This window comes from Psychrobacillus sp. MER TA 171 (genome assembly GCF_023713305.1).
GTDB lineage: Bacteria > Bacillota > Bacilli > Bacillales_A > Planococcaceae > Psychrobacillus.
The window spans coordinates 19,656-37,656 of record NZ_JAMAWN010000030.1 but is presented as its reverse complement, the minus strand read 5'-3'; the positions used below and the strand labels follow the sequence as shown (position 1 = coordinate 37,656).

Genomic DNA, 18,001 nt, shown 5'->3' with positions numbered 1-18,001 from the left:
ACCGAACACGGAAGTTAAGCTCTTCAGCGCCGATGGTAGTTGGGGGTCTCCCCCTGCAAGAGTAGGACGTCGCTGGGCAACTAAAGGAAGTCGTCACCGAGTAATCGGTGGCGGCTTTTTTGTTTTGTCTTTTACAGAAAAAGCCGAAGGCACTCTCTCCCTAAGGAAGTGAGCGAGAAGCCGGAGGGGCAAAGAGTTCGAGAAAGCAAGGAAGAGAGGCTCGGAGCGTATGGCATACGCGAGAACCGAACGACTGCGGCTGACGAAGAAATCTGCCGCCCATCTGGTTTCGCAGCCGCCGATGGTAGTTGGAGGGTCGCCCCTGCAAGAGTAGGACGTCGCTGGGCACCAAAGAAAGTCGTTACCGAGTAATCGGTGGCGGCTTTTTTGTTTTGTCCTGTATCAAAAAAAAGCCGAAGGCACTCTCTCCATAAAGAAATGAGCGAGAAGCCGGAGGGGCAAAGAGTTCGAGGAACTGAACGACTGTGGCTGGTGTTTTTTTGTTTAGAAGGCAATCTCTCCCCAGAAATTACAAAAATACTTAAGCATGTTATGAATAGGGCAAGGAAAGAGTTACGAGTAATAATTACGTGAGCCTGATCAAAAAGGCGTTTAAACTCTGTGACAGCTGTGATTCCTGCTCGTACCATTCGTCTACTTTAAAAGCACTCTCCTAGCAATAATTAAATCTTTTAATGAGCGTTGAATTTTATATAGAATGCACTACCTATAAAATACTAACATTAATTACTCTATTGATTGGAGAGGCAGACGGCGACTCCCCCCGCGGAAAGCTTACGTCTAGAGCGAAAACCAACTCTACTTTAAACATAAAAAAGCAATATTAAATTTCACTGTTCTCTATTAATAGCTTAAATTTTTGGCTATAATTAAGAATTAAAAAATAGATTAAAAAAACTCTAAATAAAAAATTCTTCTATGCATATTTCTAAATAAAAATGGACAATATAATATGGTGAAGCATCTTCTATGAAATAAAATATAGAGAATATCATTCAAAAAGATGGTAACTTCTATATGTTGGAACCTTGAATATTTCATTGGAAAAATACCTAAATTAAGCTTGAAATTTAAAGTATACTTGTTATAATTATATTTGTACTTTAAATAATAAGAACGTTCCGAAGTAGCTCAGTGGTAGAGCAATCGGCTGTTAACCGATTGGTCGTAGGTTCGAGTCCTACCTTCGGAGCCATTTTTATGCTTCCATAGCTCAGTAGGTAGAGTGCTTCCATGGTAAGGAAGAGGTCACCGGTTCAAATCCGGTTGGAAGCTTTTCTATTTTACATAAAAGTAGGGAATGTACATAAAAAAGTGCTTGTTTTGAAGTAATACTTATGCTAAACTATTAATTGTCCGGTTTTTAAAGAGGATTACTGTTTTGGAGGATTAGCTCAGCTGGGAGAGCATCTGCCTTACAAGCAGAGGGTCGGCGGTTCGAGCCCGTCATCCTCCACCATAAAGTTTTTATAATAGCCTGGAGGGGTAGCGAAGTGGCTAAACGCGGCGGACTGTAAATCCGCTCCTTAGGGTTCGGCGGTTCGAATCCGTCCCCCTCCACCAGTATTTGGGGTATAGCCAAGCGGTAAGGCAACGGATTTTGATTCCGTCATGCCCTGGTTCGAATCCAGGTACCCCAGCCATTTTCTATTATCTATTATGGGGCCTTAGCTCAGCTGGGAGAGCGCCTGCCTTGCACGCAGGAGGTCAGCGGTTCGATCCCGCTAGGCTCCATTTTAATTCTAATGTGTGTATACTTAACTCTTTTCATTCAATTGAAAAGAGTTTTTTTGTGTTTAAAATATATAACAAAATAACTTCGACATTCCGATATAAATAGAAAAAGTGAAGAGGTTGTGAGAGGAAATGGAAAGCTTAATCCTTGAGGACGTTACATTAAGATTATTAACGAAAAGCGATATACCGTTACTGTGGGAGTTGTATGAGCCTAGTGTATTTGAATATATGTTACATAGGGTAGAAAGTGAAGAACAGCTAGGAGATTGGCTGCAGGCAGGCATTGATCAAATGCAAGGTCAACAAACCGCAATTGTTTATGTAGTGGAACATACAGATACAAAAAAAATAATGGGTACTACTAGGATTTACGGGATAGATCAAGTTAACCGTGCTTGTGAAATTGGCTCTACTTTTTACGGGAAAGCTTTTCAGAGAACTCATGTAAATACGACCTGTAAGTTCTTGATGCTCCAGCATTGCTTTGAGACGCTGGGGATGATTCGGGTACAGTTTAAAACTGACGAGTTAAACTTACCGTCACAGCGAGCTATTGAAAGAATTGGAGGCATCAAGGAAGGCGTATTAAGGAACGAACGTGTGAGATCCAACGGGACCGTCAGAAACGCGGTTTTATATTCGATTGTAAATGACGAATGGACAGAAACAAAAAATCATCTTCAATTATTATTGAATAAATATACATGAAAATGCTAAGTTGAGCCAACTGCCTTTAAGGAATTACAATAAGTGTATGAACTAAAGGGGGTATAAAATAATGAATAAATTAAATCTAACAATTATAGGGGTTCCCATGGATCTTGGCCAAAATAGACGTGGGGTAGATATGGGACCAAGTGCAATTCGTTATGCTGGAGTAGTGGAACGCTTGACTGACCTTGGTCATACGGTGAAGGATGAAGGGGATATTTTAATCAGTCAGACTAGAAAAAAAGAATCATCTACTACCTTAAGAAATTTAGAGCAGGTGATTGAAGCTAATACAGCTCTTGCCAATAAAGTGCATGCGGTTGTAGAGGCAGGTGATTTCCCACTTGTCCTAGGTGGAGATCATAGTATAGCTATCGGTACATTAGCAGGTCTTTCTGATCATTATGAAAATCTAGGGGTTATCTGGTACGATGCTCATGCAGACTTAAACACTGCTGAAACTTCTCCATCGGGAAATATTCATGGTATGCCATTAGCCGTAAGCATAGGCTTAGGTCACAAGGATTTAGTGAACATACGTGAATTTGCACCGAAGATTAAACCCGAGAATATAGTTATAATTGGCGCCCGCTCTGTAGACCCGGGAGAGAGAGAACTGATTAGAGAAAAAGGTATTAAAGTTTTCTCCATGCATGAAATAGATAAGCTAGGAATGACCGAGGTTATGAATCAAACGATAACTTACTTCCTGGAACGTAAAGTGGACGGTGTGCATTTGTCTCTTGACTTAGATGGATTAGATCCGCTATATACACCTGGAGTGGGAACGCCGGTACCAGGAGGTATAAGCTATCGTGAAAGTCATTTAGCTATGGAAATGCTTTATTCCTCTCATTTAATTTCATCTGCTGAATTTGTAGAAGTAAATCCTATTCTCGATGAGAAAAATAAGACAGCTGATACTGCAGTAGCACTTATGGGCTCATTATTTGGAGAAAGCTTAATATAATAGTTTTATTAGTATTTTAGGAAAAGCAGGCTAATTGTCAGCTTTTTCTTTTTTTTAACAACACAACACAGGAAATATTTGATAAAATTAAAATAATATAAAAAAATGAAACCTGTTGAATCCTTCTTACGTATAGGTAGAGACAGCCGCATAGAGCGGAGGGGAAATCACACGATGGATGCGATAGTTAACAAAAGAATAAAACAAGTACTTAAAGGAGATAAAGACGCATTCGCGGAGATTGTCGACCTTTACCAAAATAGGCTTTTCCAAGTTTGTTATAGAATGCTTGGCAATCGTCACGAAGCTGAAGATATAGCACAAGAGGCATTTGTCCGGGCCTATATAAATATTCATACATTCGATCAAAAGAGAAAATTTTCTACGTGGCTGTATCGTATTGCTACCAATTTATGTATTGATCGTATACGTAAAAAAAAGCCTGATTATTATTTAGATGCAGAAGTAAAAGGTACGGAAGGTCTCGACATGTATTCTCAAATAGCTGCCTCTGACGAACTTCCTGAGGAAGAGTTGATGAAACTTGAGCTACAAGATAGAATTCAATATGAGATCAGCCGTCTTCCAGATAAGTATCGATCTGCTATAGTGCTTAAATACATGGAGGAACTATCATTACAGGAAATAAGTGAAATTTTAGATCTCCCATTAGGCACAGTAAAAACAAGAATACATCGAGGTCGGGAAGCACTTAGAAAACAATTAAGTAAACAACCGAATCTTTAATAGGAGGAATCATGATGAGTGCGTGTCCAGAACGAATTGTTCACTATATGCATGAATATCTAGATGGTGAAATTAGTCGTGAACACGAGCTGGAGCTCAAGTCACACTTGCAGTCGTGCCAAGAGTGTCGCAATCATATGCATGAGTTAAGCGATGTAGTAGCCTTTGTAAAAGGAGCAGCTCATGTAGAGGCACCAAATGATTTTACTCTATCAGTTATGTCTAGACTTCCAAAAGAAAAATCACATACAGGTGTAAGCAGATGGTTTAGACAGCATCCTGTTCTTACGGCAGCAGCTATGTTTATGCTTTTAATGAGTAGTGCCCTTTTCTCCAATTATAATAACGACCAACAGTTTTCATTCACAAAGCAAGAGAATGTTATTGTCGAGGGAGAAACAGTTATAATCCCTGAGGGACAAGTCGTTAAAGGAGATTTGATAGTTAAGAATGGTGATGTGCGTGTTGATGGAGAATTGGACGGCAATTTAACAGTGATTAATGGGTCCATTATCGACGGTTCTAAATATATGGCTTCCACAGCCAATGTTACAGGTAAAAGTGAGGAAATTAACAAAGCATTTGACTGGTTATGGTATACCATAAAAGATACTGCTAATGAAATTACCTCCTTCTTTAAAAGCGATAAGACTGAAGAATAAAAATAGAAATAAATACCCCGAGAAACACATATATTATCCTATCTTTTTAAAAAAGGAGTCTATCCAGGAACCTGGATAGACTTTTTGCGTTAGTATTAGAACGAGAAATCTATACTTCAAATATGTTATACTTACTTTATATGGATTTGCGAGAAAAAGTGGGGGATGCCCAATGTCGTTTATGGAACAATTTACAGACTTGATGCCAGTGAACGTAATCGTCAATATATTAGACGTTTTGTTCGTATGGTTCGTTATATATAAATTAATTACTCTTATTAAAGGTACAAAAGCAGTTCAATTATTAAAAGGTATCTTTGTCATCGTTATTGCAAAAGTAGTAACTGATTTTCTAGGTTTAGATACACTTGGCTGGATGTTAAATCAAGTTATCACATATGGTTTCTTAGCAATTATTATCATTTTCCAACCTGAGATCAGAAGAGCACTTGAACAAATAGGTAGGGGGAAATTGTTTTCTAGAAGCTCTCTACAAGAGGAAGAAGAGCAGACTCGTCTAATAGAAGCAATGACCAAGTCTGTTAGCTATATGGCAAAGCGTCGAATTGGTGCTTTAATTTCCATCGAACGAGAGACTGGATTGACAGAATATATTGAGACGGGAATACCTTTAAATGCCCACTTAACTTCTGAGTTAATGATTAATATTTTTATTCCAAATACGCCACTACATGATGGGGCGGTTATTGTTCAAAAAAATAAGATTGTTTCTGCTGGCTGTTACTTACCACTTTCTGAAAGTCCTTTTATCTCGAAGGAGCTTGGAACAAGGCATAGAGCTGCAATAGGGCTTAGTGAGGTCACAGATGCTATTACAATTGTAGTTTCAGAGGAAACAGGAGCAGTAAGCCTTACTTCTAACGGAGACCTACATCGAAATCTTTCAATGGATGAATTTAAAAATCATTTAACAAGACTTTGGTTTGGTCCAACTGAGGAGCAAGTGACACCTTCTAAGTGGCGATGGAGGGGGAAACAAAATGGATAAAATGATGAATAATCCGTGGCTTTTGCGAATTATTACACTTACCTTTGCCATATTGCTGTTTGTTTCCGTGAAATCGGATTTGGAATCTGATCATCAGAACTCTAGCAACAATGCAATTGACGTATTAAGGGATGTTCCAGTAGAAGTCTATTATGATGATGAAAATTTAGTCGTCACTGGAGTTCCAGATACGGTAGATGTAAATATACAAGGCCCTGCAAACTTTGTGACTTCGGCAAAGATTATGAAGGACTACAAGCTGTTTGTAGATTTAAGAGAACTTCCAATGGGCGAACATAGAGTTGCTATATCACAGGAAAATTTCTCAGAAAAATTAAAGGTCCGAACAGACCCCGTATATGTGAATGTAGTAATTGAAGAAAAAATCACCCAGGAATTCCGGGTAGATCTTGACATGAATGAAAGCCTGTTAGCAGAGAACTATGTCATGACTTCTTCTGTAGAACCTCGAACAGTAAACGTAACAGGAGCAAAAAGTGTTATACAATCTATAGGCTATGTAAAAGCAACCATTTCGAGCGAAAAAGGCATAGATAAGTCCTTTGAGCAAGAAGCTAGCGTTAGAGTGCTTGATTTGGATCTTAATAAGCTTGATGTCTCTGTTGAGCCGAGAACTGTAAATGTTAAAGTGACAGTTGAAGAATACAGTAAAGAAGTACCTATCTCGCTTTCGAAAAAAGGAACTCCAAAGGAAGGTTTAACTATTAATGCACTATCAACAGCGACTCAGAAGGTGCGGGTATATGGTCCTAGGTCAGTTGTTGATAAAATTGATAGGTTGAATGTCGATGTAGATGTGAGTAAAATTGAAGACACTGGGTCAATCAGTGTTAAAATGGTTGTGCCTGAGGGAGTGACCAAATTATCTCAAGAAAAAATTGATATAAAAGCAGATGTTACAAGCGTAGCACCCCCTTCCAACGGTACGGATGAAGCCGAGAAGGAAGATGAGGACACAGCTGTAGCTGATGAGATAACAGAGAAGTCTTTTACAGAAATGAGGATAGCTGTAAAAGGATTACCAGAGCAGCTAGCGAGTAGCTTCGAAACACCTACTGATGGAATAATTTCTGTTGTGGCCAAGGGAACACCGGATGCCTTGAAAGATATTCAGTCAGGGGACATTTCTATCTACGTAGATGCCCAAAACATAGAAGTTGGTGAAAGAATTCTTCCTATTCAAATTGATGGTCCTTCTAATGTAGAATGGCAAACATCTGAATCCGAAGCAAAATTAATGATAAAAGACGCATAAAAGCAGGATAACAGGTAATTAAGGAGAGAAGATTAATGGGAAAATATTTTGGTACAGACGGAGTAAGAGGTGTAGCAAACGAGGAATTAACACCGGAATTAGCATTTAAATTAGGTCGCTTTGGTGGATATATTTTAACAAAAGATACTAAAGAGCGAGCAAAGGTACTCATTGGACGGGATACACGTATTTCTGGACATATGCTAGAGGGCGCGCTTGTTGCTGGTCTTTTATCTGTCGGAGTGGAAGTAATGCGATTAGGTGTTATTAGTACACCGGGAGTAGCTTATCTTACACGTGTAATGAGCGCAGATGCTGGTGTAATGATTTCTGCTTCCCATAACCCCGTGGAAGATAACGGTATCAAATTCTTTGGTTCAGATGGGTTTAAGCTTACGGATGAGCAAGAAGAACAAATTGAGCAGTTGCTTGATGCAGAGAAGGATGAATTGCCAAGACCCACAGGTGGTGGTGTCGGATCCGTATCCGATTACTTCGAAGGCGGTCAAAAATACATTCAATATCTTAAGCAATCAATTGATGAAGACTTCGTAGGCATTCATGTAGCCTTAGACTGTGCGAATGGTGCAACATCTTCCTTAGGTACTCATGTATTTGCTGACTTAGATGCCGACCTTTCGACAATGGGAGTTTCGCCTAACGGCTTGAATATAAACGATGGTGTAGGGTCTACACATCCAGAAGGCTTAGCTAAGTTTGTTCTTGAAAAGGGAGCAAATGTTGGATTAGCATTTGATGGTGATGGAGATAGAATTATCGCAGTAGATGAAAAAGGGAACATCGTTGATGGCGACCAAATCATGTATATCTGTGCAAAATATCTTAATTCCCTAGGACGATTAAACAACAAGACAGTTGTTTCTACTGTTATGAGTAACATGGGCTTCTATAAAGCACTTGAGACGAATGATATGACAAGTGTAAAAACTTCTGTTGGAGATCGTTATGTTGTAGAAGAGATGAAGAAGAATGGTTACAACCTAGGTGGAGAACAATCTGGTCATATTATCTTCCTAGATTACAATACTACAGGTGATGGTTTGTTAACCGGCTTACAGCTTGTAAACATTATGAAGGTAACAGGGAAGAAACTTTCTGAGCTAGCAGCTGAAATGAAAGTCTTTCCTCAAAAGCTAGTAAATGTACGCGTGACTGATAAGCATGCTGTTACTGAGAATGATAAAGTAGCTGCAATCATTAGTGAAGTGGAGACAGAAATGGCTGGTAACGGACGCGTGTTAGTTCGTCCTTCAGGAACAGAACCATTAGTTCGCGTAATGGTAGAGGCTTCTACCGTAGAAGACTGTGAGAAATATGTAAATCGTATAGTTGAAGTAGTAAAAGCAGAAATGGGATTAGTAGACTAAAGATATAATATAACCTTGACCGGTAGAATTACGGTCGGGGTTTTTTATAGTAAAAATGGAACCTTAAAAAGCTCTTCTTTCTATTTTTCATGAAAAATGTTTAATCTAGCTAGTATAGTGGAATTATAAGAGAGAACAAACAATTGAGGAGTGAGGAAATGGCTAAAGTAGCAACATTAATCACAAATATGTTTGAGGACTCGGAATATGCGAAACCGGCACAAGCTTTAAACGAAGCTGGACACGAGGTATTCGCTATTGAACAAGAGGTTGGGAAACAAGTAACCGGTAAAAATGGTGAAGTAAATGTAACGATTGACTATGGTATTGACGATGTGAAGCCAGAAGAATTTGATGCATTATTCATTCCTGGTGGATTTTCTCCCGATATTTTAAGAGCAGATGATCGTTTCGTACAATTTGCTAAATACTTTATGGATGCTAAAAAACCCGTATTTGCAATCTGTCATGGACCTCAGCTTTTAATTACTGCAAAAACACTGAATGGTCGAGATGCAACTGGATATAAATCTATTCAAGTAGATTTAGAAAATGCAGGCGTTAAGTTCCATGACGAAGAGGTTTTCGTTTGTCAAAAACAATTAGTTACTAGTCGTACACCAGATGACATTCCAGCGTTCAACCGTGAAATCGTTAAACTGTTGGCTTAAATAATGGATTAAGCTAGAAGTAAGAGATACCATATACTGGTATCTCTTTTTTTCTGACATTTACGTAATTAATCCTTTACATTATATTAAGCTAGTGTTATTTTTATTTTCAGAATAATTTAATAATGATTACATAGGGGGAACGTAATGGATTACTTATATCACCCATTTCCAGGTAAGAGAAATACCGTTTTTGCTAAAAAAGGTATGGTTGCAACATCACAACCTTTAGCAGCACAGGCTGGTTTAGATATATTAAAAAAGGGTGGGAATGCCATTGATGCGGCTATTGCCACTGCTGCTGCACTAACTGTGGTGGAGCCAACCTCCAACGGAATAGGTGGAGATGCTTTTGCTTTAGTCTGGACAAAAGGAAAACTTCATGGGTTGAATGCATCAGGTCCTGCTCCACAATCTATTTCGGCTGAGAAGCTACGAGCACAGGGCTTAGAGAAGATGCCTGTGCATGGAGTATTGCCAATAACAGTGCCAGGAGTCCCTGCTGCATGGGCAGCCTTATCAGAAAGGTTTGGCAAATTACCGTTAAAAGAAGTACTAGAGCCTGCAATTCAATATGCGGAGGAGGGTTATCCTCTGTCCCCAATTTTAGGGAAGTATTGGAAGGTAGCATACAAAAAGTTTAAAGCGAGCTTTACGACAGAGGAATTCAACGCATGGTTTGAAACATTTGCTCCAGATGGTCGCCCTCCAGAAATAGGAGAGGTGTGGAAGTCTCCAGGCCATGCAAGCACGCTTCGTGCTATAGGAGAAACAAATGCAAAAGCTTTTTATGAAGGAGATCTTGCTGAACAAATAGATGGATTTATGAGAAAGCATGGGGGATATCTGTCTAAAAGTGACCTACAATCCTATCAGCCTCAGTGGGTAGACCCAATTTCTGTGAACTACCGTGGCTATGATGTTTGGGAGATTCCTCCAAACGGTCAGGGTATGGTCGCTTTGATGGCCCTTAATGTATTTAATAAGCTAGATAAGCCCGAGTGGCAAAGTGTTCATACGCTACATCAACAAATTGAATCGATGAAGCTAGCCTTTACGGATGGCCAGGCATTTATAACGGAGCCTGATGAAATGCCAGTAAGTGTCGAGCATTTATTGTCCGAGGAATATGCAGAAAAGCGTAAAGCGGTAATCCAAGACGAAGCTACAGATCCCGAACCTTATGAATTACCAAAAGGGGGAACTGTCTATTTGGCAACTGCTGATGAGGAAGGAAATATGGTTTCTTTTATACAAAGTAACTATATGGGCTTCGGTTCTGGTGTTGTCATTCCAGGCACAGGTATTGCATTGCAAAACAGAGGACATGATTTCTCTCTAGATGAATCACATCCTAATGTATTAAAGCCAGGAAAGAAAACTTACCATACGATTATTCCAGGCTTCTTAACGAAAGACGGAGAAGCCGTAGGGCCGTTCGGTGTGATGGGAGGCTACATGCAGCCCCAGGGACATTTCCAGGTTGTAACAAACACGGTAGATTATTTGTTAAATCCTCAAGCAACACTTGATATGCCACGCTGGCAATGGATTAAAGGTAAAACAGTACATGTTGAACCAGAACTCCCTAATTATTTGGTGCAAAGCTTAGTAAGAAAAGGACATGATATTCAAGTAGCTACGGATGGCGGTAGCTTTGGACGTGGGCAAATCATTTGGAGAAACCCAGAAACGGGAGTCCTCCAGGGTGGAACAGAATCGAGAACGGATGGAGCTATTGCAGCGTGGTAGAAAAACCGTCTTTGAAGAGTGGCTCTGTACGTCCTAAGCCAGTACTTCAAAGAGATATAACTCTAGCATTTTTCCGAATAGGGATGCTAGGGTTTGGCGGGGGACCTTCGTCAATACCTCTATTTCACCGGGAAGTCGTTAAAAAGTATGAATGGATGGATGAGGAGGAATTCGGTGATACCTTAGCATTGGCTAATACGATGCCTGGTCCGATAGCACCCAAGATGGCTGGTTACATTGGTTATCGAGTAGCTGGCTTTCGGGGTTGTGTTAATGCTCTCCTTGCTTCTGTCATTCCTACCGTGGTGCTAATGATTCTCTTGCTAGGCTTTCTTCAGTCTTTCAAGGATTCCCCAAGAGTGCAGGGCATGACTGCTGCAGTTATTCCTGTCGTTGCAGTTATGCTGGCAATAATGACCTGGGACTTTATCAAAAAATCTGGAGAAACCTTTGGATGGTGGAAGGCTTTTTTACTCTTAGCACTAGCTGCACTGCTTATGGAGCTCCTACATATACATCCAGCAATCATCATATTAATCTGTATGGCAATTGCCTTTTTTCCTCTATTAAAAAGGAGGGGAAGTAAATGATTTATTGGCAATTGTTTCTCGCTTTTTTTATACCTGGCATATTAGGCTATGGTGGAGGACCTGCCTCCATTCCGTTGGTAGAGCATGAGGTAGTAGAAAACTACGAGTGGATGACTACTCAGGAATTTAGTGAAGTAGTAGCCCTCGGTAACTCCTTGCCAGGACCTATTGCAACTAAGATGGCTGATATGAAGAAGCCGGTATATTGGGAGCAGCAATTGCTCTCTTTGCGACAGTTGCACCTTCCTTGATCCTTATCCTTATGATTAGTATGATGGCTATTCTATTAAAATATAAAGAGGCAACGGAAGTAAAGAACCTTACAAAGCTAATAAGACCAGTAATTGCTGTACTATTAGGTGTGATGACGATTCAATTCGTAGAGGAATCTGTAGGTGGATTAGGTATACCATCAACACTTATTTTAATAGTTGGAAGCTATCTACTATTAGAGAAGGTAAAGCTCCACCCTGCTTTTGTAATTATACTAGCGCTTATTTACGGTGCTGTTTTAATATGAGTAAAAGAGACCATGAAGTTTAGGTCTCTTTCTCTATTTATAGTAAGCCTAGTCCTTTTGGCCTTATCGTTACAATTGACTCGCATATAATGAAAAGATATAATGATGAAGTTACATTATATGAAATTATTCGTAGCCGCGTAGAAAGGTAGGATAGGTAACGCGTAATAGAAGGAAAACAATTATAGCGCCTGAGCTGAAGAAATTGGACGAAACGAATCTTCAGCAGACGAGGTGGAGGTTATCGAAATTTCGGCGGATACCTCCCGACCGTATTTGCCCGGTTGTAATTCTTTTTCTCAAACCATTCAAGTGATTGAATGACAAATGAAAAAGAAGGCATTCTTAGCTTAATAGGTATGTGTATGTGAAGATGTTTAGGATAGGCGTTAAAGTGGTATCACATAAATTATGTGTTTTCCAACTAACGACGTATGCTAAGGCATTCTTTTTAGCATGCTTATTTTGACATGAATGATGACGGAGGAATATATATTATGTGTGGAATTGTAGGATATATCGGTGAAAACGATGCTAAAGAAATTTTATTAAAAGGCTTAGAAAAATTAGAGTACCGCGGTTATGATTCAGCGGGAATTGCAGTACTAAATGAAGATGGAGTTATGGTTTTTAAGGAAAAAGGACGTATCGCAGATTTGCGCGGAGCTGTAGACGGTGATGTAAGTGCTAGCCTAGGAATTGGCCATACGCGCTGGGCGACTCACGGAGTTCCAAACCAAGAAAATGCTCATCCTCATCAAAGTACAACGAAACGTTTTACGCTTGTGCACAATGGCGTAATCGAAAACTATCATTTATTAAAAAAGGCTTATTTGGCTGATGTTCCAATGGCTTCTGATACAGATACAGAGGTAATCGTACAGTTAATCGAACGCTTCTCAAAAGACGGTCTATCAACTGTTGATGCACTAAGAAAAACATTGCACTTGATCCATGGTTCTTATGCAATCGCATTGATCGATAACGAAGATGAAAACACGATCTATGTAGCGAAAAACAAATCACCGCTATTAGTAGGAGTGGGTGAAGGATTTAACGTGGTAGCATCGGATGCAATGGCAATGCTACAAGTAACAGAGCAGTACGTGGAGCTTCATGACCAAGAAATCGTAATCGTGCGCAAGGAATCAGTAGAAATCCAAACGCTTGATGGCAAAAAAGTAGAGCGTGCTCCTTATAAAGCAGAGCTAGATATGAGTGACATTGAAAAGGGAACATATCCTCACTATATGTTAAAAGAAATCGATGAACAGCCGACTGTTCTTCGCAAAATTATCCAAGCCTATCAAAACGAGCAAGGCGAGCTTACAATCGACTCTGCTATTTTGGAGGCACTAAAAGATGCGGATCGTCTTTATATCATTGCAGCAGGAACTAGCTACCATGCTGGTCTAATCGGTAAAGAGTATTTTGAGAAAATTGCTGGTATCCCAGTAGAGGTTCATATCTCAAGTGAGTTTGGTTATAACATGCCACTTCTATCGAAAAAGCCTTTATTCATCTTCATTACACAATCTGGTGAAACGGCAGATAGTCGCCAAGTATTAGTGAAAATTAAAGAAAAAGGATATCCAACACTGACAGTAACTAATGTACCTGGATCTACACTTTCTCGTGAAGCGGATCATACGTTATTATTGCATGCTGGTCCTGAAATTGCTGTAGCTTCTACAAAAGCTTATGTTGCTCAGGTAGCAGTACTAATGGTTACTGCATCTGTATTCGCAAAATCCCAAGGGGAAGACCTAGACTTTGATGTCGTTCAAGAACTTGGAATTGTAGCAAATGCGGTTCAAGCGATCGTAGATACGAAAGAAGAACTTGAAGAAATTGCAACTGAATACCTTTCTACTACTAGAAACGCTTTCTTCATCGGAAGAAACGTGGACTATTATATTAGCTTAGAGGGAGCTCTAAAGCTTAAAGAGATCTCATACATTCAAGCAGAAGGCTTTGCCGGAGGCGAACTTAAGCACGGCACAATTGCACTTATTGAAGACGGCACACCTGTCATCGCCTTAGCAACACAGCAGGCTGTAAGCTTAAATGTTCGTGGAAACGTAAAAGAAGTAGTTGCTCGTGGAGCAAACCCTTGTATCATTGCAATGGAGGGCTTCGAGGAAGAAGATGACCGCTATGTACTTCCAAAAGTACACGAATTGTTCGCACCACTAGTAGCGGTTATCCCACTACAGCTGATCAGCTACTATGCAGCACTTCATAGAGACTGTGATGTAGATAAACCTAGAAATCTAGCTAAATCCGTTACGGTCGAGTAAATTAATTTTGTTTACATGTAATTTAATTGTTCTATAACTTAGTGGTGAAGTAACCGCATGACATAAAAAACTGTTTAGAAATTTCTAAACAGTTTTTTTGTATTAAAATTTAATGTTGAAAATATCGAAATAAAAATACCTGCATCCTATCCCATTTAATTAGAACTCTTTTTTACTTAATAAAGACAAAAGAATATCCTTGCATTATTTTTTGTTTAACTCAGTATTAAAATTTTTTACATCATTTATTAACTAACCCTGTAAGAAGAGAGGTATTTCTCGAAAGATTATCGCATTTTCATTTTAAATGGAGTGGTGTAGGAGAAATGTGAATTATTTTAATAGAAGGCAAATCCCTTGATGGTAGCTTGCCTATCTCCAATAAAAAAGAGACCATAGTATAATATATCTTAATTTAAAGGAGGCAATTAAAATAAGTTACAATCGGAAACGTCGCAAACAAAAACAGAATCATAACCGACCTTTATCCAATAGCGAGATAAGTAATAATAGTACTAATCAACAAATGAAAAACGATTTTGAAGAATCTAACAGTAAAGGTTCTAGTTCTATAATACAACAAGGCAATAGTATAAGAGATTATTATCGTTCTAGAAAAGATTCATGTGGATCGAGAGGTAGGAGAAGAGGGGGAAGAATAATAGCCGGTCCTCCAGGTCCTACTGGTCCTCCAGGCCCAGCTGGACCACGAGGCCTAAGGGGGCCGACAGGAGCGGTAGGAGTTGGAGCGACCGGGCCAACCGGACCAACAGGAGCTACAGGGGGAGCAATAGCTACAGAATTTAATCCTGCAGATGCACCTAGTTATCAATTGGGACAGTTAATTTTCTTTAACGGTAGTTTATATCGAGCAAATGTTAATTCTCCAACTGGAACGCCAGGTCAATCAGCAGACTATACATTATTGACCGGTGGAGGATTAGGTGCGACTGGAGCGACCGGAGCGATCGGTATAACTGGAGCAACCGGAGCAACAGGAGTAACAGGGGCAACAGGAGTAACAGGAGCAACAGGAGCAACAGGAGCAACAGGAGCAACAGGAGCAACCGGAGCAACAGGAGCCACCGGAGCAACAGGAGTAACAGGAGCCACCGGAGTAACTGGAGCGACCGGAGTAACTGGAGCGACCGGAGTAACCGGAGCCACCGGAGCCACCGGAGCAACCGGAGCGACTGGAGTAACTGGGGCAACAGGAGCGACCGGAGCCACCGGAGCAACCGGAGTAACAGGAGTAACTGGAGCTACCGGAGCCACCGGAGTAACTGGAGTAACAGGAGTAACTGGAGCGACCGGAGTAACTGGAGCCACCGGAGCAACCGGAGAAACTGGAGTAACTGGAGCGACCGGAGCAACAGGAGTAACTGGAGTAACAGGAGCAACCGGAGCAACTGGAGCCACCGGAGCAACCGGAGTAACTGGAGCCACCGGAGCAACCGGAGCGACCGGAGCAACCGGAGCAACCGGAGCAACCGGAGTAACTGGAGCGACTGGAGTAACTGGGGCCACCGGAGCGACCGGAGCCACTGGAGTAACTGGGGCAACTGGAGTAACTGGAGCGACCGGAGTAACTGGGGCAACTGGAGCCACCGGAGAAACCGGCCCAGCTGCATAATACCCAACAAGAATCAATGATTAGTTGGAATTTAGGACTCATAAAGTTAGGGTGAAGTATGTTCAAGAAGATATTCCTTTTTGGAAAGAGCTCGGAACAAAACCCTCCTCTATGAAAAGCCGGTGAATTTTACAGGAAGTAAAATTTCACCGCATTTAAATTTCGTTTATACTAAGAGATTCTGGAGTATCCAACCATACTATGAATTGATGAACTGAGATACGTACTTAATGTACGATGTCTCGGTTTATTCGATATAAATAAAGAATTTTAGACAGATACTAAGAAGACGTCTATTCGTTGTTATAGTTTGCCTACCTTTAAACGTAACAGAGGTCATATTATAAACCATCTGAATAAAAAGGAGGCAATTAATATCGGTAACAACAATAGAAGACGTCGAAAACAAAAAGCTATTCAGAAACTCAATTTGCAAACGAATGGGATGAGTAAAAATAATAGTTCTGAAGAGCAATTGAAGAAAAATTTGAGTGATATTTCGATAAACAGTGACTCTAGCTCTATGGCTGATAAAGGTAGAGAGCCAATTCAGCAACACCATAGACAAGAAAATTATTATTCATCTAAAAAGGACTCATGTGGATTTAGAGGTAGAAGAAGAGACGGAAGAGTCATTATCGGCCCAACTGGCCCAACTGGTCCCACTGGCCCAGCAGGACCAAGAGGATTAAGGGGTCCAACGGGTGCGGCAGGAGTTGGAGCAACCGGTGCAACTGGCCCAACCGGAGCTACAGGGGGAGCGATAGGAACTGAATTCGATCCGGCAGCTGCTCCTAGCTATCAAGCAGGACAGCTAATTTTCTTTAACGGTAATCTATATAGAGTAAATGTTAATTCTCCTACTGGAATACCAGGAGAATCCCCAGATTACACGTTATTAACTGGTGGTGGAGGTGGAGCTACAGGCGCAACCGGAGCCACGGGAGTAACCGGGGCAACGGGAGTAACTGGGACCACAGGCGCAACTGGAGCCACGGGAGTAACGGGGGCCACTGGCGCAACGGGAGTAACAGGAGCAACAGGAGCAACAGGGGCTACCGGAGCCACCGGAGTGACGGGGGCCACCGGAGCCACAGGCGTAACCGGAGTGCCTGGAGCAACCGGGGCTACCGGAGCCACGGGAGTAACCGGATCTACGGGCGTAACTGGAGCCACGGGAGTAACTGGGGCAACGGGAGTAACTGGGGCCACAGGCGCAACTGGAGCCACGGGAGCAACAGGAGTAACGGGGGCCACAGGCGCAACGGGAGTAACAGGAGCAACAGGTGCAACCGGAGCCACGGGAGTAACCGGGGCAACAGGAGTAACCGGATCTACGGGAGCAACAGGAGCAACCGGAACTTCAAATCTAACAACTTATGGGAACTTTTATAGAACGGGAGCTACCACTGTAGCCTCCCAAGCAAGCGTCCCTTTTACTAATACTGCAGTTTCAACACCAGGTGTTTCACTTGTAAATAATGCAGTACAAATAACAGAGCCGGGCATATACGATGTCGCAGGAACTGTAACATCTACTGCGGGACTTAATACTCCATCAGTTTGGTATTTAGCTTTAAATGGTGTAGAGATACCGGGCACAACTTTTGGAACATCTGGTACTGCAGGAAATATAACTCTAACTGCTGGTGGGATTATTGAAGTAACGGATACCCCTGCTACCATAACTTTAGTCAATGCAACAGATAGTTCCCGAACGTTGCCTGGAGAGATTGGGGACGTACCGATTCAAAATGCTTCTATTAGGGTATTAAAAATAAATGATACCGCGTAATCGTTAAATTAAGAAGGGCTTTTATTGAAAAGACAAAGCCCATCGTGAATTAGGTTTCTTAAAATGAGATAAACAAAAGCCGATGACCCATTAACTGGATCATCGGCTTTTACTTATGGATTATAAAAGGTGGGTTACTCAATTAAAATGCTCCTCTAGTAACAATAGGGGAGTAGTAATACTTGTATTGGAGAGCCTAATTTATAACTGGGTAATCTA

Annotated in this window: 12 protein-coding genes, 6 tRNA genes, 1 rRNA gene and 2 pseudogenes; all 21 read left to right on the top strand. The window is 41.0% G+C overall.

Annotated features, from left to right (window positions below; genetic code table 11):
* A 5S ribosomal RNA gene (gene rrf / locus M3627_RS21195) occupies positions 1-78 on the top strand; the annotation flags it as partial.
* Between the two features lie 1,063 nt (positions 79-1,141).
* Positions 1,142-1,216, top strand: a tRNA-Asn gene (locus M3627_RS18780).
* Between the two features lie 7 nt (positions 1,217-1,223).
* Positions 1,224-1,296, top strand: a tRNA-Thr gene (locus M3627_RS18775).
* Positions 1,297-1,404: 108 nt separating this feature from the next.
* Positions 1,405-1,480: transfer RNA gene (locus M3627_RS18770), tRNA-Val, on the top strand.
* Positions 1,481-1,500: 20 nt separating this feature from the next.
* A tRNA-Tyr gene (locus M3627_RS18765) sits at positions 1,501-1,584 on the top strand.
* Positions 1,585-1,589: 5 nt separating this feature from the next.
* Positions 1,590-1,664: transfer RNA gene (locus tag M3627_RS18760), tRNA-Gln, on the top strand.
* 18 nt (positions 1,665-1,682) lie between these two features.
* A tRNA-Ala gene (locus tag M3627_RS18755) sits at positions 1,683-1,755 on the top strand.
* A 132-nt stretch (positions 1,756-1,887) separates the two neighbouring features.
* The gene (locus M3627_RS18750; protein WP_251556999.1) at positions 1,888-2,466 is read left to right on the top strand and encodes a GNAT family N-acetyltransferase; all 579 of its coding nucleotides are present in this window, start codon (positions 1,888-1,890) and stop codon (positions 2,464-2,466) included.
* Positions 2,467-2,536: 70 nt separating this feature from the next.
* Positions 2,537-3,439: an arginase gene (gene rocF, locus M3627_RS18745; protein WP_169360615.1), complete on the top strand. Its 903-nt coding sequence runs from the start codon at positions 2,537-2,539 to the stop codon at positions 3,437-3,439.
* A 174-nt stretch (positions 3,440-3,613) separates the two neighbouring features.
* Positions 3,614-4,186: an RNA polymerase sigma factor SigW gene (gene sigW, locus M3627_RS18740; RefSeq protein WP_169360614.1), complete on the top strand. Its 573-nt coding sequence runs from the start codon at positions 3,614-3,616 to the stop codon at positions 4,184-4,186.
* Positions 4,187-4,200: 14 nt separating this feature from the next.
* Positions 4,201-4,848, top strand: coding sequence for a zf-HC2 domain-containing protein (locus tag M3627_RS18735; protein WP_169360621.1), 648 nt, complete (start codon positions 4,201-4,203; stop codon positions 4,846-4,848).
* Positions 4,849-5,020: 172 nt separating this feature from the next.
* Entirely contained in the window at positions 5,021-5,857 is an 837-nt protein-coding gene (gene cdaA, locus M3627_RS18730; RefSeq protein ID WP_169360613.1) for a diadenylate cyclase CdaA, read from the top strand.
* Positions 5,850-7,133 carry a CdaR family protein gene (locus tag M3627_RS18725; protein ID WP_169360612.1) on the top strand — a complete coding sequence of 428 codons (1,284 nt, stop codon included), beginning with the start codon at positions 5,850-5,852 and terminating at the stop codon, positions 7,131-7,133. Before cdaA ends, M3627_RS18725 begins: the two co-directional genes overlap by 8 nt.
* Positions 7,134-7,168: 35 nt before the next feature.
* The gene (glmM, locus tag M3627_RS18720) at positions 7,169-8,521 is read left to right on the top strand and encodes a phosphoglucosamine mutase (RefSeq protein WP_169360611.1); all 1,353 of its coding nucleotides are present in this window, start codon (positions 7,169-7,171) and stop codon (positions 8,519-8,521) included.
* A gap of 158 nt (positions 8,522-8,679) precedes the next feature.
* On the top strand, positions 8,680-9,192 hold the full coding sequence (locus M3627_RS18715) for a type 1 glutamine amidotransferase domain-containing protein (protein WP_251556997.1): 513 nt from the start codon (positions 8,680-8,682) through the stop codon (positions 9,190-9,192).
* Between the two features lie 147 nt (positions 9,193-9,339).
* Complete coding sequence (locus tag M3627_RS18710) at positions 9,340-10,944, top strand: gamma-glutamyltransferase family protein (RefSeq protein ID WP_251556996.1); 1,605 nt, start codon at positions 9,340-9,342, stop codon at positions 10,942-10,944.
* A gap of 83 nt (positions 10,945-11,027) precedes the next feature.
* Entirely contained in the window at positions 11,028-11,534 is a 507-nt protein-coding gene (locus tag M3627_RS18705; RefSeq protein WP_251557001.1) for a chromate transporter, read from the top strand.
* Positions 11,531-12,054, top strand: a pseudogene (locus tag M3627_RS18700) (chromate transporter). Before M3627_RS18705 ends, M3627_RS18700 begins: the two are co-directional and overlap by 4 nt.
* Positions 12,055-12,551: 497 nt before the next feature.
* Positions 12,552-14,354, top strand: a complete 1,803-nt coding sequence (glmS, locus tag M3627_RS18695) for a glutamine--fructose-6-phosphate transaminase (isomerizing) (protein ID WP_251556994.1) — start codon at positions 12,552-12,554, stop codon at positions 14,352-14,354.
* A 658-nt stretch (positions 14,355-15,012) separates the two neighbouring features.
* Positions 15,013-15,975 (top strand): annotated as a pseudogene (locus M3627_RS18690) (collagen-like protein); the annotation flags it as partial.
* A gap of 457 nt (positions 15,976-16,432) precedes the next feature.
* Complete coding sequence (locus M3627_RS21140; protein ID WP_353056479.1) at positions 16,433-17,782, top strand: hypothetical protein; 1,350 nt, start codon at positions 16,433-16,435, stop codon at positions 17,780-17,782.
* Positions 17,783-18,001 lie beyond the last annotated feature (219 nt).